Annotated in this window: 19 protein-coding genes; 12 read left to right on the top strand and 7 right to left on the bottom strand. The window is 66.6% G+C overall.

The window, feature by feature from the left end; all coding sequences use genetic code 11:
- The first annotated feature begins 3 nt into the window (after positions 1-3).
- The 6 genes from ACU5E9_RS03240 to ACU5E9_RS03215 all read left to right on the top strand — a co-directional run bounded on the left by ACU5E9_RS03240 (position 4) and on the right by ACU5E9_RS03215 (position 4,620).
- On the top strand, positions 4-630 hold the full coding sequence (locus tag ACU5E9_RS03240; RefSeq protein WP_456812202.1) for a superoxide dismutase: 627 nt from the start codon (positions 4-6) through the stop codon (positions 628-630).
- Positions 631-707: 77 nt separating this feature from the next.
- Complete coding sequence (gene gap / locus ACU5E9_RS03235) at positions 708-1,712, top strand: type I glyceraldehyde-3-phosphate dehydrogenase (protein ID WP_104166280.1); 1,005 nt, start codon at positions 708-710, stop codon at positions 1,710-1,712.
- A 14-nt stretch (positions 1,713-1,726) separates the two neighbouring features.
- Positions 1,727-2,941, top strand: a complete 1,215-nt coding sequence (locus ACU5E9_RS03230; RefSeq protein ID WP_456812201.1) for a phosphoglycerate kinase — start codon at positions 1,727-1,729, stop codon at positions 2,939-2,941.
- A complete protein-coding gene (gene tpiA / locus ACU5E9_RS03225; protein ID WP_456812200.1) occupies positions 2,932-3,723 on the top strand; it encodes a triose-phosphate isomerase in 792 nt (263 codons plus the stop codon). Before ACU5E9_RS03230 ends, tpiA begins: the two co-directional genes overlap by 10 nt.
- A 115-nt stretch (positions 3,724-3,838) precedes the next feature.
- Entirely contained in the window at positions 3,839-4,090 is a 252-nt protein-coding gene (gene secG, locus ACU5E9_RS03220) for a preprotein translocase subunit SecG (protein ID WP_066595498.1), read from the top strand.
- A 161-nt stretch (positions 4,091-4,251) separates the two neighbouring features.
- On the top strand, positions 4,252-4,620 hold the full coding sequence (locus tag ACU5E9_RS03215; RefSeq protein ID WP_066595496.1) for an RNA polymerase-binding protein RbpA: 369 nt from the start codon (positions 4,252-4,254) through the stop codon (positions 4,618-4,620).
- Between the two features lie 119 nt (positions 4,621-4,739).
- On the opposite strand, the gene pgl is transcribed toward ACU5E9_RS03215, so the two are convergent.
- From pgl to tkt, 6 genes are read right to left on the bottom strand one after another with little or no spacing between them, the layout of a single operon-like run.
- Complete coding sequence (pgl, locus tag ACU5E9_RS03210) at positions 4,740-5,510, bottom strand: 6-phosphogluconolactonase (protein WP_456812199.1); 771 nt, start codon at positions 5,508-5,510, stop codon at positions 4,740-4,742.
- A complete protein-coding gene (locus tag ACU5E9_RS03205) occupies positions 5,507-6,472 on the bottom strand; it encodes a glucose-6-phosphate dehydrogenase assembly protein OpcA (protein ID WP_456812198.1) in 966 nt (321 codons plus the stop codon). The genes pgl and ACU5E9_RS03205 overlap by 4 nt, the downstream gene beginning before the upstream one ends.
- On the bottom strand, positions 6,469-8,010 hold the full coding sequence (gene zwf / locus ACU5E9_RS03200; protein WP_456812197.1) for a glucose-6-phosphate dehydrogenase: 1,542 nt from the start codon (positions 8,008-8,010) through the stop codon (positions 6,469-6,471). The genes ACU5E9_RS03205 and zwf overlap by 4 nt, the downstream gene beginning before the upstream one ends.
- Positions 8,011-8,050: 40 nt before the next feature.
- A complete protein-coding gene (locus ACU5E9_RS03195) occupies positions 8,051-9,673 on the bottom strand; it encodes a glucose-6-phosphate isomerase (RefSeq protein WP_456812196.1) in 1,623 nt (540 codons plus the stop codon).
- Entirely contained in the window at positions 9,670-10,794 is a 1,125-nt protein-coding gene (gene tal / locus ACU5E9_RS03190; protein WP_456812195.1) for a transaldolase, read from the bottom strand. The genes ACU5E9_RS03195 and tal overlap by 4 nt, the downstream gene beginning before the upstream one ends.
- A gap of 40 nt (positions 10,795-10,834) precedes the next feature.
- Positions 10,835-12,928 (bottom strand): transketolase, encoded by a 2,094-nt coding sequence (gene tkt / locus ACU5E9_RS03185; protein WP_456812194.1) that lies wholly within the window; start codon positions 12,926-12,928, stop codon positions 10,835-10,837.
- A 267-nt stretch (positions 12,929-13,195) separates the two neighbouring features.
- Between tkt and ACU5E9_RS03180 the strand changes: the two genes are divergently transcribed.
- Positions 13,196-14,146, top strand: a complete 951-nt coding sequence (locus ACU5E9_RS03180) for a heme o synthase (protein ID WP_456812193.1) — start codon at positions 13,196-13,198, stop codon at positions 14,144-14,146.
- Between the two features lie 362 nt (positions 14,147-14,508).
- Here ACU5E9_RS03180 and ACU5E9_RS03175 read toward each other — a convergent pair whose 3' ends face one another.
- Positions 14,509-15,453: a COX15/CtaA family protein gene (locus ACU5E9_RS03175; RefSeq protein ID WP_456812192.1), complete on the bottom strand. Its 945-nt coding sequence runs from the start codon at positions 15,451-15,453 to the stop codon at positions 14,509-14,511.
- A gap of 286 nt (positions 15,454-15,739) precedes the next feature.
- On the opposite strand from ACU5E9_RS03175, the gene sufB reads away from it, so the two are divergent.
- The 5 genes from sufB (at position 15,740) to ACU5E9_RS03150 (ending at position 19,884) form a co-directional block, all read left to right on the top strand.
- On the top strand, positions 15,740-17,158 hold the full coding sequence (sufB, locus tag ACU5E9_RS03170; protein WP_456812191.1) for a Fe-S cluster assembly protein SufB: 1,419 nt from the start codon (positions 15,740-15,742) through the stop codon (positions 17,156-17,158).
- Positions 17,159-18,382, top strand: coding sequence for a Fe-S cluster assembly protein SufD (gene sufD / locus ACU5E9_RS03165; protein WP_456812190.1), 1,224 nt, complete (start codon positions 17,159-17,161; stop codon positions 18,380-18,382). It abuts the gene before it with no gap.
- Between the two features lie 2 nt (positions 18,383-18,384).
- Positions 18,385-18,711, top strand: a complete 327-nt coding sequence (locus ACU5E9_RS03160) for a non-heme iron oxygenase ferredoxin subunit (RefSeq protein WP_456812189.1) — start codon at positions 18,385-18,387, stop codon at positions 18,709-18,711.
- A 74-nt stretch (positions 18,712-18,785) separates the two neighbouring features.
- Positions 18,786-19,550, top strand: a complete 765-nt coding sequence (sufC, locus tag ACU5E9_RS03155) for a Fe-S cluster assembly ATPase SufC (protein WP_120336936.1) — start codon at positions 18,786-18,788, stop codon at positions 19,548-19,550.
- A 4-nt stretch (positions 19,551-19,554) separates the two neighbouring features.
- Positions 19,555-19,884 carry a metal-sulfur cluster assembly factor gene (locus ACU5E9_RS03150; protein ID WP_088456233.1) on the top strand — a complete coding sequence of 110 codons (330 nt, stop codon included), beginning with the start codon at positions 19,555-19,557 and terminating at the stop codon, positions 19,882-19,884.
- Positions 19,885-19,917: the final 33 nt, after the last annotated feature.

The following is a 19,917-nucleotide window of genomic DNA, read 5'->3' as shown; positions in this document are numbered from 1 at the left end:
GTTATGGCCGACTACACCCTGCCCGAACTGGCTTACGACTACTCGGCGCTCGCGCCGAGCATCAGCGGCACCATCATGGAGCTCCACCACAGCAAGCACCACCAGGCTTACGTGACCGGAGCGAACACCGCGCTCGCCCAGCTGGCAGAGGCCCGGGACTCCGGCAGCCTTGTGTACGTCAACAAGCTCGAGAAGGACCTCGCGTTCAACCTCGGCGGCCACGTCAACCACTCGATCTTCTGGACGAACATGTCCCCGAACGGCGGCGACAAGCCGGTCGGCGAGCTCGCCAGCGCGATCGACGACTTCTTCGGTTCCTTCGACAAGTTCCAGGCGCACTTCGCGGCCACCGCGTTGGGCGTCCAGGGTTCCGGCTGGTCAGTGCTGGCCTGGGACTCCATCGGGCAGCGCCTGATCATCCAGCAGTTCTTCGACCAGCAGGCCAACTTCGCGGCCGGCACGGTGCCGATCCTCATGCTCGATGTCTGGGAGCACGCCTACTACCTCGACTACCAGAACGTGCGCGCCGACTACGTCAAGGCGTTCTGGAACATTGTCGACTGGGAGAACGTCCAGGCTCGCTTCGTCGCGGCCCGGGAGAAGACCAGCGGCCTGCTGCTGCTGAACTAGCGTCTCCCTCTTCACACTTTCGGTTTTTTCTTTCCCACCACCCGGCGCCACACGCGTCATCAATAACAGGAGCTATTTTGTCTGTAAAGATTGGCATTAACGGATTTGGCCGCATTGGCCGCAACTACCTGCGCGCCGCACTGGCCCAGGGCAGCGACATCGAAATTGTCGCCGTCAACGACCTCACCGACACCAAGACCCTCGCGCACCTCCTCAAATACGACTCCATCACGGGCCGTCTGGACGCCACCGTCTCCGTCGAGGGCGACTCCATCCTCGTCAACGGCAAGCCGATCAAGGTTCTCGCCGAGCGCGACCCGGCCAACCTCCCCTGGGGCGCCCTGGGCGTCGACATCGTGATCGAGTCGACCGGCCGCTTCACCAAGGCTGACGATGCGCGCAAGCACATCACCGCCGGTGCCAAGAAGGTCATCGTCTCCGCTCCCGCCACCGGCGACGTTGCGACGATCGTCATGGGCGTCAACGAGGAGACGTACGACTCCGCGAAGTTCGACATCATCTCGAACGCTTCCTGCACCACGAACTGCCTCGCACCGCTGGCCAAGGTCTTCAACGACAACTTCGGCATCAAGAGTGGCCTGATGACCACCATCCACGCCTACACCGCTGACCAGAACCTGCAGGACGGCCCGCACAGCGACCTGCGTCGCGCCCGCGCCGCCGCCGTCAACATCATCCCGACGTCGACCGGTGCCGCCAAGGCCCTGGGCATCGTCCTCCCCGAGCTCGCCGGCAAGCTTGACGGCTTCGCGCTTCGCGTACCCGTGCCCACCGGCTCGATCACCGACCTCACCGTCATCGCCGAGAAGCCGGTCACGGTTGAGGCCATCAAGGCCGCGTACAAGGCTGCAGCAGAGGGCCCCCTCAAGGGCATCCTGATGTACACCGAAGACGAGATCGTCTCCAGCGACATCGTGACCGACCCGCACTCCTCGATCTTCGACGCCGGCCTGCTGCGCGTCCTGGGCGACCAGGTCAAGCTGTCCTCCTGGTACGACAACGAGTGGGGCTACTCCAACCGCATGGTTGACCTCACCGAGTTCGTCGCCGAGCGTCTCTAACTAGGGGACACGCAGTGACGCTTCGCACTATCGAATCGCTGGGATCGCTCCACGGCAAGCGCGTCATCGTTCGGTGTGATCTGAACGTTCCGTTGAAGGACGGCCAGATCACCGACGATGGCCGCGTGCGGGCGTCCCTGCCCACCCTCAAGGCCCTGGTTGAGCAGGGTGCCCGTCTGGTGATCGTTTCTCACCTCGGGCGCCCTGACGGCCAGGTCAACCCCAAGTACAGCCTCGCACCCGTCGCGGCTCGTCTGGCCGAGCTGATCGGTTCGCCGGTGGCCTTCGCCGCCGACACCGTCGGCGAAGCCGCCCAGGCCGCCGTCGCGGCACTGACCGACGGCGACATCGTCGTACTCGAGAACCTCCGCTTCAACGCGGGGGAGACCAGCAAGGTCGAGTCGGAGCGGGTGGCTTTCGCCACCGAGCTGTCGGCACTCGGCGATGCCCTCGTGTCCGATGGTTTCGGTGTTGTGCACCGCAAGCAGGCCAGCGTCTACGACCTGGCCCAGATCCTGCCGAGCGCCGCCGGCCTGCTGATTGCAGCAGAGCTCGACGTGCTCGACCGCCTCACCGAGAAGCCGGAGGCGCCGTACACGGTGATCCTCGGCGGCTCGAAGGTGTCGGACAAGCTCGGCGTCATCGGCCACCTGCTCCCGCGGGTGAACTCGCTCCTGATCGGTGGCGGCATGCTGTTCACCTTCCTCGCGGCCCAGGGCCACAAGGTCGGCGCCAGCCTGCTCGAGGCCGATCAGATCGAGACCGTGCGCGGTTACCTCACCGAGGCCGAGCGCCTCGGTGTGAAGATCGTGCTGCCGACCGACGTGGTCGTCGCCTCCAAGTTCGGAGCCGACGCTGAATACGTCACCACCCCGGCCAACGAGATCGAGAACACCCCGTTCGGTGCCTCCGGCCTCGGCCTGGACATCGGACCGGACACCGCGGCAGCTTTCGCCGCGATCATCCGCGACTCGAAGACCGTGTTCTGGAACGGCCCCATGGGCGTGTTCGAGCTGGCACCCTTCGCGGACGGCACCCGCACGGTTGCCGCCGCACTGACCGAGGTGAACGGCCTCAGCGTCGTCGGTGGAGGAGACTCCGCCGCCGCTGTGCGCATCCTCGGTTTCAACGATGACCAGTTCGGTCATATTTCTACCGGCGGTGGCGCCAGCCTCGAGTTCCTCGAGGGTAAGCGACTGCCAGGACTGGAGGTCCTCGGATGGCAGTAAACACGCGTGTTCCACTGATCGCAGGCAACTGGAAGATGAACCTGGACCACCTCCAGGCCATCGCCTTCGTGCAGAAGCTGGCCTGGAGCCTCAAAGACGCCGGCCACGACTTCAGCACGACCGAGGTCGCCGTCTTCCCGCCGTTCACCGACCTGCGCAGCGTGCAGACCCTGGTGGCAGCGGACAAGCTGCCCCTGGCCTACGGCGGCCAGGATGTCTCCACCCAGGAGTCCGGCGCTTACACGGGCGAGATCTCGGCTGCGTTCCTGGCCGCGCTCGAGTGCCAGTACGTGCTGATCGGTCACTCCGAGCGTCGCACCCTGCACAACGAGACCGATGAGGTCGTCGCCGCCAAGGTGACGGCAGCGTTGAAGCACAACCTGGTTCCGATCATCTGCGTCGGGGAGACCGCCGCAGACCTGGAGCTGCACGGCCCGAGCGCCGTTCCGGTGGCACAGCTGAAGGCCGCATTGGCCGGAATCGACGCCGCCGCGGACATCGTGGTCGCATACGAGCCGGTCTGGGCCATCGGCTCCGGACAGGCTGCGACGCCCGAGCAGGCAGAACAGGTCGCGGCCCAGCTGCGCCTGACCCTGGCTGAGGTTCTCGGCCAGGACGTCGCCGACAAGACCCGGATCCTCTACGGCGGTTCGGTCAAGGGCGTCAACATCGCCGGCTTCATGAAGGAGCCGAACGTTGACGGTGCCCTCGTCGGCGGCGCCAGCCTGGACATCGCCGAGTTCTCGAGCATCGTCCGCTTCCAGAAGCACGTCGGACTGTAACGTTCACCCGTCGTGCCCCCTCCGGGGGGCGCGGCGGGTTTCGTCTGCCGTCAGGCTATAATTGCCAGTGGTCTTGGTGGAGCTCTAGCGCCCATCGTTTTGTGAAAGGTTTCGCGTGGAGATTCTCCAGGTTGTATTGCAGGTCTTGCTCGGTATTACGAGCCTCCTGCTCACCATGCTCATTCTGTTGCACAAGGGGCGCGGTGGCGGGCTGTCGGACATGTTCGGCGGCGGAGTCACCTCGAACCTCGGCGCCTCCGGCGTCGCCGAACGTAACCTCAACCGCATCACGATCATCCTGGCCGTATTGTGGATTTCCTGCATCGTCGTGCTGGGCCTGATCACCAAATTCGACACCGGAGCCTGACTCCGGCGTCGGCTCCGGGTTCCCGCATCACGCGCGACCCGTAGCCCGGCGGATATTCACGCACCAGACTCGCGACACCGTCGCACCCGGTTCCTACGGCGGCACCGGACACGAGTTGAACAACCCGAACTAGCCGAACAGTTTTTTAGCGGAGGAACACAATGGCATCTGGTGGAAGCGCAATTCGCGGCTCGCGAGTCGGAGCCGGCCCCATGGGCGAGCAGGACCGTGGTTTTCACGCCGACCGTATCCGGGTGTCCTACTGGGACGCGCTCGGCAACGAAACCGTTCGCTATTTCGCGGCGAACCTGCCCGACGAAGAGATCCCCGACACGATCGACTGCCCGTCCTCCGGCCTTCCCGCCGGCCGGGACAAGGAGAACCCGCCGTCGGTGGTCAAGCTCGAGCCCTACAAGACACACCTCGCTTACGTGAAGGAGCGTCGCACCGAGGAAGAGGCCGAGTCCCTCCTCGAGGAGGCACTGCAGCAGCTGCGTGTTCGCCGCGGGAAGCTCAGCGCCACCAACTAGCTCCTGGGCGCATCCAGCGCCCCTATGGGCATCCAGCGTGATGCACACACGAAAAAGCGCATCGGTTCCGAGGAACCGATGCGCTTCTTCTGTGTCCGGGCGAGGCCCGCCCGGGTGGCTTAGTTCGGTGACGCGATCAGGTTCTCCGGCACCTCGGCCGCGGCCTCACCGTCGACGAAGAAATCGGTGTAGTGACGCCCACGGATACCAGCGACGGGCACCTCATCGCGGCTCGCACCGGCCAGGGCAAGGCCGAGTGCTGAGGCCTTGTCGGTCCCGGACACGACCAGCCAGATCCGCTCGGACGAGTTCAGCACCCAACGGGTGAGGCTGATTCGCTCGGACGGCGGCTTGGGGGAGTTCAGAACCCCGATGACGGTCAGGTCGTTCTCCCGGATGCCCTGCAGGTGCGGGAACAGCGAGGCGATGTGACCGTCCCGGCCTACACCGAGGAAGGTGAGGTCGAACTGCGGAATCAGGGAATCCGCGGCCGCCATCGACTTCAGCTCCGCCGCGTACCGGTCGGCGGCAGCGTCGATGTCCAGGCCCACATCGGAGGCGGGGAACGCGTGGATGTTCGCCGCGGGGATGTCGATGTGGTCCAGCAGGGCGGCGCGGGCCTGAACGTCGTTCCGGTCCCCGTGTCCGCGGGGCACCCAGCGCTCGTCTCCCCACCACAGGTCGATCTTCGCCCAGTTCAGGGTGTCGCGCTCCGGCGCGGCGTTGATCGCTTCCAGAACTGCGGTGCCGGCTTCCCCGCCGGACAGGACCACGTGGGCGTGGCCCTGCTCGTGCAGAATGTCGGCCATCTTGGTGATGAACCGGGTGGCCACCGAGGCGACCAGGGCCGCCTTGTCGTCGTGGACCAGTACGCGCCTGTCGTGCGTCATGACTTGTCCCCGACGGCTGCTGCGGGGGTGGCGGGGCCCGCCAGCTGGGGGAGCCCCTCCGTGATGACCTGGCCGTAGAGTTCGTCCGGGTCCAACCGCCGCAGTTCATCGCTCAGGCAGTCCCGCAGGCTGCGGCGCTTGAGCGTGAGGTCCTGCACCGGCTGTCCCGACTGGGTGAGCGTGGCGATCCCCGGCACCTCGCGCTCGAGCGAGATCACACCGGATGCCCGGGTGAGGTGCACCCCGCGGATACCGTTCGAGTTCTCGCCGGAGGTGAGTTCGTAGTGCACGGGCACCTGCAGGGCCAGCTGGAGCCAGGCCGCGAGGAGCGTCGTCGACGGGGAGTCCAGCGCCCCGGTGACGGAGACCGCCGTGATGCTCTCGTAGGGCGGCTGGTCCAGCACCGCGGCGAGCTGCGCCCGCCACAGGGTGAGCCGGGTCCATGCGAAGTCGGTGTCACCCGGACGGTACGAGGAGCAGATCTGGGTCAGCGCCGCCTGCGGATCGGCCTGGGCGGAGGCATCCGTGATGCGCCGGTAGGCGATCCGTCCAAGCGGGGACTCGGCGGGCACCGCAGGCGCCTCGCCGGGCCACCAGGCCACGACGGGAGCGTCGGGCAGCAGGAGGCCGGTGACCAGGCTCTCCGGGTCGCTGGCGGCGTCTCCGTAGGCGCGCAGCACGATGACCTCGCTCGCGCCGGCGTCGCCGCCGACCCGGATTTCAGCGTCGACCCGCGGTGCGACCTCGGCGGCAGCGGCCTCGGTGGAGAGCACGATGACTCGCATCGGGTGTTCCCGGGACGCGTCGTTCGCGGCTTCGATGGCCTCTTCCTCGTGGCCGAGCTCGGCCGCGATGATGAGGGTCAGCACCCGTCCGAGGGCGACAGCGCCGCCCTCTTCACGGATGCGTACCAGGGCCTTGGAAATCTTGGCAGTGGTGGTGTCCGGCAGATCGACGATCATGGGCGTCTCCAGTTCCGGCCGTCGCGTGACAGCAGTTCGTCGGCTGATGCGGGTCCCCAGGTTCCCGGCCGGTATTGTTCCGGCTGGCCCTGGGTGGCCCAGAATTCCTCGATCGGGTCGAGGATCTTCCACGAGAGTTCAACCTCCTCGTGGCGGGGGAAGAGCGGCGGGTCGCCGAGCAGCACGTCGAGGATCAGACGTTCGTAGGCTTCGGGGCTCGCTTCGGTGAAAGCGTGGCCGTAACCGAAGTCCATGGTCACGTCCCGCACCTGCATGCCGACGCCGGGGACCTTGGAGCCGAACCGGATGGTCACACCCTCGTCGGGCTGGACCCTGATCACGAGCGCGTTCTCACCGAGCGCGGCCGTCTGGCTCTTCTCGAAGAGGTACTGCGGGGCGCGCTTGAAGACCACGGCGATCTCGGTCACCCGACGGCCAAGGCGCTTGCCGGCCCGCAGGTAGAACGGCACCCCGGACCACCGGCGCGTGTCGATCTCCAGTCGCAGGGCCGCGTACGTCTCCGTGAGCGACTCCGGGTTCATGCCGTCTTCTTCGAGGAAGCCGAGGATCTTCTCGCCACCCTGCCAGCCGCCGGCGTACTGGCCGCGGGCGGTGCCGGTGGCCAGGTCTTCCGGCAGTCGCACGGAGGCGAGCACCTTTTCCTTCTCGGTGCGCAGGTCGGCCGCGTCGAACGAGATGGGTTCTTCCATCGCGGTCAGCGCGAGCAGCTGCAGCAGGTGGTTCTGGATGACGTCGCGCGCCGCGCCGATGCCGTCGTAGTAGCCGGCACGACCGCCGACGCCGATGTCCTCGGCCATGGTGATCTGTACGTGGTCGACGTAGTTGGCGTTCCAGATCGGTTCGTACAACTGGTTCGCGAAGCGCAGAGCGAGGATGTTCTGCACCGTCTCCTTACCCAGGTAGTGGTCGATGCGGAAGACGGAGTCGGCCGGGAAGACCGACTCGACGACGTCGTTGAGCTCGCGGGCCGTCTTCAGGTCGCTGCCGAACGGCTTTTCGATGACGACGCGGCGCCACTGCCCGTTCTTCTGCTCGGCCAGGCCGGAGCGGCGCAGCTGCTCGGTCACCTGCGGGAACGCCTTGGGCGGGATCGACAGGTAGAACGCGTGGTTTCCCATGGTGCCACGTTCCCGGTCGAGTTCCTCAATGGTGTCCTTGAGGAGCTCGAACGCGGCGTCGTCGTCGAAGGTGCCCGGCACGAACCGGATGCCCTCGGCCAGCTGGGCCCAGACATCCTCGTGGAATTCGGTGCGCGCGTACTCCTTGACGGAGTCGTGCACTACCTGCATGAAGTCCTGATTGTCCCAGTCCCGGCGGGCGAACCCGACGAGGGCGAATCCTGGCGGCAACAGACCCCGGTTGGCGAGGTCATAGACGGCGGGCATGAGTTTCTTCCGCGACAGGTCTCCGGTCACGCCGAAGATGACGAGGCTGGAGGGCCCCGCGATCCGGTTCAGGCGGTAGTCGGAGGGTGAACGCAACGGATTGAACTCCGGGGTGATTTCCACCGGGGACATGCAGCTCCTTAGAGGATGAAAGCGATACGAAAGGCGTGACTTACCGGACTGCGGCGAAGAGGGTGTTGATGTTCGCAGCCGGGTCGGTCAACGTGAGGGTGAGGACCGGGCGGCCCTGATCGGCGAGGACGCTGGCGTCACCACCGGCCTGGGCCTGGATGAGCTCACCGAAGGTGAACGGGCGATCCGGGATATCGAGGTCCTCCGCGGGGGTGCTGAGGATCTGCAGGAACACGCCCGTTGGCGTGCCACCCTTGTGGAACTGGCCGGTCGAGTGCAGGAACCGGGGTCCCCAACCGAACGTGACAGGACGCTTGGACAGTGTGGCGATGAGGCCGCGCAGTTCGGCGAGCTGGGGGAGCGCGAGACGGTCGACGTAGGCCTGCACGGCCACGTAACCGTCCGGGCCGAGCTCTTCCAACAGCGCGTCGACGGCGCTGGCCAGGTCGCTGGCCGCACCGATGACGTGCGGCGTACCGCGCACTTCGATGCCGTCAGAGATGAAGGCGGCGGGTTCCGGCTCCGGGCGGGAGTCCAAAAGGCCACGGGTCGCAATCTTGGCGGATTCGACATCCGGCTGGTCGAACGGGTTGATCCCGAGCAGCCGGCCGGCGACGACGGTGGCGTATTCCCAGACCAGGAACTGCGCGCCGAGAGTGCCGCTGACGCGGATCTCGCCGGCACCGTTCTCGCCTGCGCCGTCATGGTCCGGGAAGACCTCGTCACCGGCGTCGTCCACGACGCGCAGGATCTGAACGTCGGGGAGCTCCGCCGAGAGCTCGGGAGCGGCGAGGTCGAGGACGACGGGCAGGATGCCGGTGCCGTTCTTGCCTGTCGACTCCGCGATGAGCTGTTCGGCCCAGTCGGCCAGGCCCACGATGTGGGTGCCGTCGGAGACGATGGCCAGCTTGTCGCGCCGTGGGCGTGTCGCGGCGATGGCCGCGCCAAGGATGAGCCCTGGGTTGGCGACGGAATCGACGGCCAGCGCCAGCGAGACCGCGTCGGCCTCGTCGAGGAGCTGACCGATGTCGATGCCGGCGAGGCCGGACGGCACCAGCCCGAACGCGGTGAGCGCGGAGAAGCGCCCGCCGACGGTCGGGTCGGCGGTGAACACCCGGTAGCCGGCCTCGGTGGCGGATGCCTCGAGCGGCGAACCCGGATCGGTGACCACGATGATGCGGTCAGCGGGGTCGATGCCGATGTCGCGGAAGGCGCGTTCGAAGACCCGGCGCTGGCTGTCCGTCTCGACGGTGCCGCCTGACTTCGACGACACCACCAGGGCGGTCGATTCCAGCCGGTCGCCGAGCGCCGCCAGGACCTGGCCGGGCTCGGTGGCGTCGAGGACCGTGAGGTCAACGCCGCTGGTGAGCGTGATGACCTCCGGCGCGAGCGACGATCCGCCCATCCCGGCCAGGGCAATGTGGTCGACGCCCCTGGCCTGGAGTTCCTCGCGCAGGGCGAGGATCTCGGCAACAAGCGGCCGGGACGTGACGACAGATTCCGTCCAGCCCAGGCGCTTGCCCGCCTCAGCCTCAGCCTCGGGGCCCCAGAGTGCGGGGTCGAGGGAGGTGATGCCCGACGCGACGAGGTCGTCGACGAGGGCTGGCAGGGCGGCGCGGACGGCTTCGGCCGCCGCGCCGCTCACCGAGATCTTAAAACTCACTTGGCGGCTTCGAGCGCGGCGGTCACCGTGTCGAGCAGTTCGTTCCAGGAAATGATGAACTTCGACACGCCTTCCTCTTCGAGGACCCGGGTCACGTCGTCGTAGGAAACGCCCTGCGCGGCGATGGCGTCGAGGACCGCGTTGGCCGCGTCGTAGGCGCCGGTGACGGCGCCTTCAACGATGACGCCGTGGTCGAAGGTGGCCTCGAGGGTCTTCTCCGGCATGGTGTTGACAACCTCGGGGGCGACCAGCTCGGTCACGTAGAGGGTGTCGGGCAGGTCGGCGGACTTGACGCCGGTGGATGCCCAGAGCGGGCGCTGCTTGTTGGCACCGGCCGCGAGGAGACCGGAGGCGCGCTCGGTCGTGAAGGACTGCTCGAAGACCTGGTAGGCCAGCTGGGCGTTGGCGACGCCGGCCTTGCTCTGCAGCGCGAGGGCTTCGGCGGTGCCGACGGCCGCGAGGCGCTTGTCAATCTCGGTGTCGACGCGCGACACGAAGAACGAGGCAACCGAGTGGATGGTCGACAGGTCGATACCGGCCGCCTTGGCCTTCTCGAGTCCGCTGAGGTAGGCGTTGATGACCGCGCGGTAACGCTCGAGGCTGAAGATCAGGGTGACGTTGACGCTGATGCCCAGCGCGATCGTCTCGGTGATGGCTTCGAGGCCCTCGATGGTGGCGGGGATCTTGATCATCGCGTTCGGGCGGTTGACCTTGTTCCAGAGCTGCTGCGCCTGGGCGAGGGTCTTCTCGGCGTCGTGGGCGAAGCCGGGCTCGACCTCGATGGAGACCCGGCCGTCGAAACCGTTGGTGGTGTCGTAGATCGGGCGGAAGATGTCGCAGGCTGCGGCGACGTCATCCGTGGTGATCTCGAACACGGCGTCGGTGACGTTGGTGCCCGCGGCGGCCAGCGTGGCCACCTGGGAGGCGTAGGCCTCGCCCTTGCTGAGCGCGCCGGCGAAGATCGTCGGGTTAGTGGTGACGCCGACGACGTTCTTCTCCGCGATGAGGGTCTTCAGCCCACCGGACTGGATGCGCTGGCGGGACAGGTCGTCCAGCCAGATGCTGACGCCTGCGGCCGACAGTGCGGCGGTGGGGGTGCTGGTGGTGGTGGTTTCAGTCATGAAAATCAAATCTCCTTGATTACTGCTGCAGATGTCGCGCTCAGAGCGCGGCGAGGGATTCTTTGGCGGCGGCAACGACGGCTTCGGTGGTGATGCCGAATTCGCGGAACAGGGTCTTGTAGTCGGCCGATGCACCGAAGTGCTCGATCGAGACGCTGCGGCCGCGGTCGCCAACGTACTTATTCCAGGTCAACGCGATTCCGGCCTCAACCGATACCCGCGCGGTGATCGCCTTGGGCAGAACGGCCTCGCGGTACTCGGCGGACTGCTCCTCGAACCACTCGAGGCTCGGCACGGAGACGACGCGTGCATTCACGCCATCCGCCTTGAGTGCCTCGCGGGCGGCCACGGCGAGCTGCACTTCGGAGCCCGTGGCGATCAGGATGACATCCGGGGTGCCGTTCGGGGCTTCGGCGAGCACGTACGCGCCCTTGGCGACGTTCTTCGCCGAGGCGAAGGTCTCACCGCTGGCGTCGCCGTCGCCGCGCTCGAACACGGGGATGTTCTGGCGGGTCAGGACGATGCCGGCCGGGCCATTGCGGCGCTCGAGGATCGTCTTCCAGGCCCAGGAGACCTCGTTGGCGTCGCCGGGGCGCACCACGTCGAGGCCCGGGATGGCGCGGAGGGTCGCGAGCTGTTCGATCGGCTGGTGGGTGGGGCCGTCCTCGCCGAGGGCGACGGAGTCGTGCGTCCAGACGAAGATCGACGGCGCCTTCATCAGCGCGGCCAGGCGAACGGCGGGGCGCATGTAGTCGCTGAAGATCAGGAAGGTGCCACCGAACGGGCGGGTGTTGCCGTGCAGGACGATGCCGTTGAGGATCGCGGCCATCGCGTGCTCGCGGATACCGAAGTGCAGAACGCGGCCGTACGGGTTCGCGGTCCATTCTTTGGTGGAGTGCTCGCTGGGCACGAACGACGAGGCACCGCCGATGGTGGTGTTGTTCGACTCGGCGAGGTCGGCGGAGCCGCCCCACAGTTCGGGGATGACCTGGCCGAGGGCGGTGAGGACCTTGCCGGACGACGCACGGGTGGAGACCTCGGTGCCGGCGGGGAAGACGGGCAGGGCCTCGTCGACGCCGTCGGGCAGGTCGCCGGACAGGATGCGGTCGAGCAGGATCTTGCGCTCCGGGTTGGCGGCGGCCCACGCGTCGAAGCGCACGGTCCATTCGGCGTGCTGCTCCGCGCCGCGGTCGAGGGCCTTGCGGGTGTGCGCGATGACCTCGTCGGACACCTCGAAGGTCTTCTCGGGGTCGAAGCCGAGGATCTCCTTCACGCCGGCGAGCTCCTCGGCGCCGAGGGCGGAGCCGTGGATCTTGCCGGTGTTCTGCTTCTTCGGGCTGGGCCAGCCGATGATGGTCTTGAGGATGATCAGCGACGGCTTGTCGGTGACGGCCTTGGCCGCCTCGATCGCGTCGTTGAGAGCGGCGATGTCTTCGACGTACTCGCCGGTCTTCTTCCAGTCGACCGTCTGCACGTGCCAGTGATACGCGTCGTATCGCGCGGCGACGTCTTCGGTGAAGGCGATGTTGGTGTCGTCCTCGATCGAGATCTGGTTGGAGTCGTAGATCGCGATCAGGTTGCCGAGCTGCTGGTGACCGGCGAGGGAGGAAGCCTCGGAGGTGATGCCCTCTTGCAGGTCGCCGTCGCCGGCGATGACGTAGACGAACTGGTCGAACGGGCTGGTGCCGGTCTCGGCCTCGGGGTCGAACAGGCCGCGCTCGAAGCGGGAGGCGTAGGCGAACCCGACGGCGGACGCGAGGCCCTGGCCGAGCGGGCCGGTGGTGATCTCAACGCCGTCGGTGTGGCCGTACTCCGGGTGCCCGGGGGTCTTGGAGCCCCAGGTGCGCAGTGCCTTGAGGTCGTCGAGCTCGAGGCCGTAGCCGCCCAGGTAGAGCTGGACGTACTGGGTGAGTGAGCTGTGGCCGACCGAGAGGATGAACCGGTCACGGCCGATCCACTCGTTGTCAGCGGGATCGCGACGCATGACCTTCTGGAACAGGAGGTACGCGGCCGGAGCGAGGCTCATGGCGGTACCCGGGTGGCCGTTGCCGACCTTTTCCACGGCATCGGCCGCGAGGATGCGAGCGGTGTCGACCGCCTTGTTGTCGATGGAATCCCACTGCAATGCTGCCACGTGAACTGACCCTTCTGAATGCGTCAAAGGCGGCACGTGTTAATCCCGCGCCGCTGGAGAGTAATTGCCCGCCGACATCCTTATCGGCATCGAGGTGCGCAGGAGGACGCCCGTTTCAGGTGGCTCACAGCTGCATGCACCTTAGATTGGCGAGCCATTCCAGTATACGGACCCCGGCTCAGCGACGTTGTTTCGCGGGTATTGCGCCACTGTCGCGGTGGCGAGCCGGGCGTGAGAGGTGCAGTAATGGCCTAGAATCAAGGCAATATGCGAAGCGCACGAGAAGCAATCGACACGACGGCGGAGCCCCTGGAAAAGGGCACTCAGGACCGTTCCGCACGGGCCCGACGGACTTTCCTGGCGTATCTGTCGCTGACTAAGCCGCGGGTCGTCGAATTGTTACTCGTTGTTACCGCTCCGACGATGATCCTCGCCACCGGCGGCATCCCCGACCTGTGGCTGGTCCTGGCCACCCTGATCGGTGGTGCGTTCAGTGCCGGGTCGGCAGGGGCGTTCAACTGCTACCTCGACCGCGACATCGACCGCCTGATGAACCGTACGCAGGGCCGTCCCCTCGTCACCGGTGAGCTCAGCGACCGGCAGGCGCTGGTGTTCGCCTGGGTGCTCGGCGCCGTGTCGATCGCCTGGCTCTGGGTCTTCACGAACTGGGTCGCCGCGCTGCTCTCGCTGGGCGCCATCCTGCTCTACGTGGTCTTCTACACCATGATCCTCAAGCGCCGCACGGCGCAGAACATCGTCTGGGGCGGCGTCGCGGGCTGCATGCCCGTGCTGATCGGTTGGGCCGCCGTGACCGGTGACCTGTCCTGGCCGCCGTTCATCCTGTTCCTGATCATCTTCCTGTGGACCCCGCCGCACTACTGGCCGTTGTCGATGAAGTACCGCGACGACTACCAGGCGGCCGGGGTTCCGATGCTGGCCGTGGTGCGCGGCCGCGCCCAGGTCGGCCTGCAGGTCATCCTGTACGCCTGGGCCACGGTGGCGTGCTCACTGCTGCTCATCCCGATCGCCGACATGGGCGTGCTTTACACCGTGGTCGCTGCGGCATCCGGCGCGTGGTTCATCTACGAGACCCACCGCCTGTACAACCTCACGATCCGGCACGAGAATGTGTCGCCGATGCGCGTGTTCCACGGGTCGATCGGCTACCTCACGCTGGTCTTCGTCGCTGTCGGCGTCGACCCCCTGCTGCCCTTCTAGCCGTATCCTCAGGCTCGTACGCTCCTCTCGAGGTCTCGACACCCTCGACCAGCGAGTGCGCGCGACCGCTCACCGACCTGCGAAACGACCCCAACCGCTGGTCGAGCCCGTCGAGACCCGGCGAGACGACCTCCGGATGCCGCGGCAGCGACACACACCTCACGAGGTCTCGACAAGCTCGACCGGCGACTGCGCGCGACCGCTCACCGACCTGCGAAACGACCCCAACCGCTGGTCGAGCCCGTCGAGACCCGGCGAGACGACCTCCGGATGCCGCGGCAGCGACACACACTCACCTCACGAGGTCTCGACACGCTCGACCAGCGAGCGCGCGCGACCGACCGGGGCGAACGACTGGGGGCTCAGCGGGCGAGGGAATCCGCGGAGGTGCGCGGGGCCGGGGGAGTGAAGGCGGCCACGGCGGGCTGCTTGAGGTTCAGCACCACGGCGGTCATGGCCGCGGCGAGCACGCAGGCCAGGACCATGTGGATGCCCACGAGGACGGCCGGCAGCCCGAGGTTGGCCTGGACGAGTCCCACGGCCGTCTGGGCGAGCTCGACGCCGAGGAGCAGCAGCACCCAGCGGCGCAGCGGCAGGCGCAGCGTCACCGCCCCGGCAACGAGCACCAGGGTGAGCGCCAGCGTCAGGTAGGCAGGCCAGCTGTGCACGTGCTGCAGGAACTCGGAGTCCAGGCCGTTGCGGGGCGCGTCGGCGTCACCGGCGTGCGGGCCGGACCCTGTGGTGAGGATGCCCACGGCGATGGTCACGGCCACGACGACGGTGGTGAGGTGGGTCACGATCAGGAACCACAGCGGAACGACCCGCTCGCGCGGCCCAGGCGTCGTGTAGAGCCGGTAAACGAACGCGGTGCAGAGGCCGACCAGCCCGACGGAGATGACGAAGTGCAGGCCGACGACGTACGGGTTCAACTGGGTGAGCACGCTGATGCCGCCGATCACGGCCTGGGCGGGGATGCCCAGCCCGGCGAGCAGGGTGAGGCGGAACAGGTCCGTGCGGCTCCGACGCATCCGCAGCACGGCCACGAAGGCGGCGATCGCGACGAGGCCGAGCACGACCCCGAGCACGCGGTTGCCGAACTCGATGACGCCGTGGATGCCCATCTCCGGGGTGTTGACGATGGAGTCCGCTGTGCACTTGGGCCAGGTGGGGCAGCCCAGGCCGGAGCTCGTCAGTCGGACGAGCCCACCCGTGCCGACCAGAAAGATCTGCGCGGCGAGGTACACCCAGCCGAGGACGATGAGACGACGGTCCACTGTGGTGGGCAACCAGTCGATAATCCGCTTCACGGGTTCTGCTCCCTGCTTGTGCGCACGTATGTGAATACGCCGGGTCGCACTACTAATAACATCACTAGCCTGTAGAATTAGGTGTTTCACGGGTTCAGCGTGCGCGACGAGTGTTGTCACATCGCGGCGCGACCGGCCCTTGTTCATCTTAGGTACGCAACGTAGCCATCCACACAACTCACGCGCGCTCGAGCGCTGCACGTTCGACCATCCGGTCGTTTGCGCAGGCCCGGCGGGAATGACCGGACTGATATCCGGGTTGATGTGGGTAGGAGAAGAGGTAAAGATGTCTGACGTTCTACTGGACCGACCCGAGCTCGAGGGGCTGGGGGTGTACGAATTCGGCTGGTCCGATTCCGACGCCGCCGGCGCATCCGCACGTCGCGGTATCTCGCCCGAGGTTGTCACCGATATCTCGAACCTGAAGAAGGAACCGGCCTGGATGCTGGAGCGACGCCTCAAGGCGTTGCAGCTGTTCGAGCGCAAGCCCATGCCCACCTGGGGCGCCGACCTCTCCGAGATCGACTTCGACAACATCAAGTACTTCGTCCGTTCCACGGAGAAGCAGGCCCAGACCTGGGAAGACCTGCCGGACGACATCAAGAACACTTACGAGAAGCTCGGCATCCCCGAAGCGGAGCGCCAGCGCCTCGTTTCCGGTGTCGCCGCCCAGTACGAGTCCGAAGTGGTCTACCACCAGATCAACGAGGAACTCGAAGCCCAGGGCGTCATCTTCATGGACACCGACACCGCTCTCAAGGAGCACCCGGAGTTCTTCGAGGAGTACTTCGGCAGCGTCATCCCGTCCGGCGACAACAAGTTCGCCGCGCTGAACACGTCGGTCTGGTCCGGCGGTTCGTTCGTCTACGTGCCGCCCGGCGTGCACGTCGAGATCCCGCTGCAGGCCTACTTCCGCATCAACACGGAGAACATGGGCCAGTTCGAGCGCACGCTGATCATCGCCGACGAGGGCAGCTACGTGCACTACATCGAAGGCTGCACCGCGCCGATCTACAAGTCGGACTCGCTGCATTCCGCCGTGGTCGAGATCATCGTGAAGAAGAACGCCCGCGTTCGCTACACGACCATCCAGAACTGGTCGAACAACGTCTACAACCTGGTCACCAAGCGCGCCACGGCCGCCGAGGGCGCCACCATGGAGTGGATCGACGGGAACATCGGATCCAAGGTCACGATGAAGTACCCGTCCATCTACCTGATGGGGGAGCACGCCAAGGGCGAGACCCTGTCCGTCGCGTTCGCCGGCCCCGGCCAGCACCAGGACGCCGGCGCCAAGATGATCCACATGGCCCCGTACACGCAGTCCTCGATCGTCTCCAAGTCGATCGCCCGTGGCGGCGGCCGCGCCGGCTACCGCGGTGAAGTGCGGGTGGATGCCGGAGCGCACCACTCCGCCAACACCGTGCGCTGCGACGCCCTGCTCGTGGACACCCAGTCGCGCTCGGACACGTACCCGGCCATCGACATCCGCGTCGACGACGTGCAGCTCGGCCACGAGGCGACCGTCTCGCGCGTCAGCGAAGAACAGCTGTTCTACCTGATGAGCCGCGGCATGCCCGAGGACGAGGCCATGGCCATGATCGTGCGAGGCTTCATCGAACCCATCGCCAGGGAGCTCCCGATGGAGTACGCCCTCGAACTCAACAAGCTCATTGAAATGGGCATGGAAGGATCCGTCGGCTAAATGTCCGCCGCCTCAACTTCAACACCAGCCACCGCCGCACCTTTGTCGGAGGCCTTGCCCACCGCTGAACAGCACGGCATCAAGGAACACTCCGACGGCCGCTTCGGCTTCGTCCCGGTTCAGACCAGGTCCGCCCGGTTCAAGAGCTTCGACGTCGCCGACTTCCCCGCTGTCACCGGCAGGGAAGCCGTCTGGAAGCTCTCACCCGTCGCGAAGTTCACCGACCTCACCGCCGGCGCCCTCGACGGCTCGGCCTACGAGATCTCGGTGACCGAGCACGACGACGTCGACGTGTCCTGGGTCGACCGCACCGATGCGCGCATCGGAACGGCCGGAGCCCCGGAGGAACGCGCCGCCGCGAACGCCTGGAGCGCCTTCGGCCAGGCCCTGGCCATCACCGTCAGCGGTGAGGAGGCCAAGGAGGTCACCGTCACCCGGGCGGCGCTCGGCACGGCACCCCGGGCCGCGCACACCGTCATCGAGGCCCGCCCGTTCAGCCAGGCCGTTGTGATCCTGCAGAACACCGGCGACGCTCGCATCTCCGAGAACGTCGAAATCATCGTCGGCGAATCGGCCAACCTCACGGTCGTGACTGTGCAGGAATGGAACGCCGACGCCGTGCAGCTGGCCAACCACTTCGCCACCATCGGGCGCGACGCCCGCCTCAAGCACGTCGTCGTCTCCCTCGGCGGCGGCATCGTGCGGGTCAACCCGTCGGTGCACCTGGCCGGGCAGGGCAGCGACACCGAACTGTTCGGGCTGTACTTCGCCGACGCCGGGCAGCACCTCGAGCAGCAGGTGTACGTCAATCACGACGCCCCGAACAGCCGCAGCCGGGTCACCTACAAGGGCGCCTTGCAGGGCGTCGGAGCCCGCACCGTCTGGATCGGCGACGTTCTTATCGGCCGTACCGCGCCGGGAACGGACAGCTACGAGCAGAACCGCAACCTGGTCCTGACCGAAGGCACCCGCGCCGACTCCATCCCGAACCTGGAAATCGAAACCGGCGACATCCTCGGTGCCGGGCACGCCAGCGCCACCGGCCGCTTCGACGACGAGCAGCTGTTCTACCTGCAGTCCCGCGGCATCGGTGAGATCGAAGCACGACGCCTCGTCGTGCGCGGCTTCCTCAGCGAAATCGTGCAGCACATCGGATCGAAGCCGCTCGAGGAGCGCCTGCAGGGCGCCATCGAAGACGAGCTCCGCGGAACAGAAGGCAACTGAACATGGCGTCAACGAAGATTTGCGCGCTCGATGAACTCGAACCCAACGAGGCCATCAAGGTCGAGATCGGCGGCGTGTCCATCGCCGTCGTCCGCGACTCGCACGGCGCCGTTTTTGCCATCGGCGACACCTGCACCCACGGTGATATCTCGCTGTCCGAGGGTTTCGTCGAGGGCGACACTCTGGAATGCTGGGCGCACGGCTCCAAGTTCTCCCTCAAGACCGGCCGCCCGCTGACGCTGCCGGCCTACGAGCCCGTTCCCGTCTACCAGGTCGACCTGGTCGACGGCGACGTCTTCATCGACCCCCTGGTCACCATCGCCGTTTGACCCGCCCGGCCGCGAGGCCGCGCCCCACACACTGAACGCCCGCAGCACGCGGACAACGAAAGAGATACCGAAAAATGTCTGTTCTTGAGATCAAAGACCTGCACGTCAGCGTCGAGACCGACCAGGGCACCAAGCAGATCCTGCGCGGCGTCGACCTCACCATCAACGAGGGCGAGATCCACGCGATCATGGGGCCGAACGGCTCCGGCAAATCCACCCTGGCGTACACGATCGCCGGTCACCCGAAGTACCACGTCGACAGCGGTTCGATCCTGCTCGACGGCGCAGAGGTGCTCACCATGACCGTCGACGAGCGCGCCCGCGCCGGCCTGTTCCTGGCCATGCAGTACCCGGTTGAGATCCCCGGCGTCACGGTCACGAACTTCCTCCGCACCGCGAAGACCGCTATCGACGGCGAAGCACCGGCCATCCGCACCTGGATCAAGGATGTCCGCGAGTCGATGGTCAAGCTGCGTATGGACAAGAGCTTCGCCGAGCGCAACGTCAACGAGGGCTTCTCCGGTGGCGAGAAGAAGCGCAACGAGATCCTGCAGCTCGAACTGCTCAAGCCGAAGTTCGCCGTCCTCGACGAGACCGACTCCGGCCTCGACGTCGACGCGCTGAAGATCGTCTCCGAGGGTGTCAACCGGGCCAAGGAGAACACCGGCCTCGGCCTGCTCCTGATCACGCACTACACGCGCATCCTGCGCTACATCAAGCCCGACTTCGTGCACGTCTTCGTCGACGGCCGCATCGCCGAGCAGGGTGGCCCCGAGCTCGCCGACCGCCTGGAAGACGAAGGTTACGATCGCTTCCTCGCCGAGACGCCCGTAGGCTAGAAGCATGGTTTCGACACTCACACCGGCGCGCTTCGACGAGATCGAAGAAGCCCTCAAGGACGTCATGGACCCGGAGCTGGGGATCAACGTCGTCGACCTCGGCCTGATCTACGACCTCGGTTGGGACGACGAGAACGACGCCCTGATCATCCACATGACCCTCACCTCGGCCGGCTGCCCGCTCACCGACGTGCTCGAGGAACAGACGGCAGAGGCACTGGACGGCGTCGTCGAACAGTTCCGCATCAACTGGGTCTGGATGCCGCCGTGGGGCCCGGAAAAGATCACCGACGACGGTCGCGACATGATGCGCGCCCTCGGCTTCGCGATCTGATCCGATAACCGCCAGCCTGGCACCAGCCAGCCA

Source organism: Cryobacterium sp. AP23, from assembly GCF_054075385.1.
The sequence above is the reverse complement of the archived record's forward strand: the minus strand, read 5'-3'. Positions and strand labels throughout refer to the sequence as shown.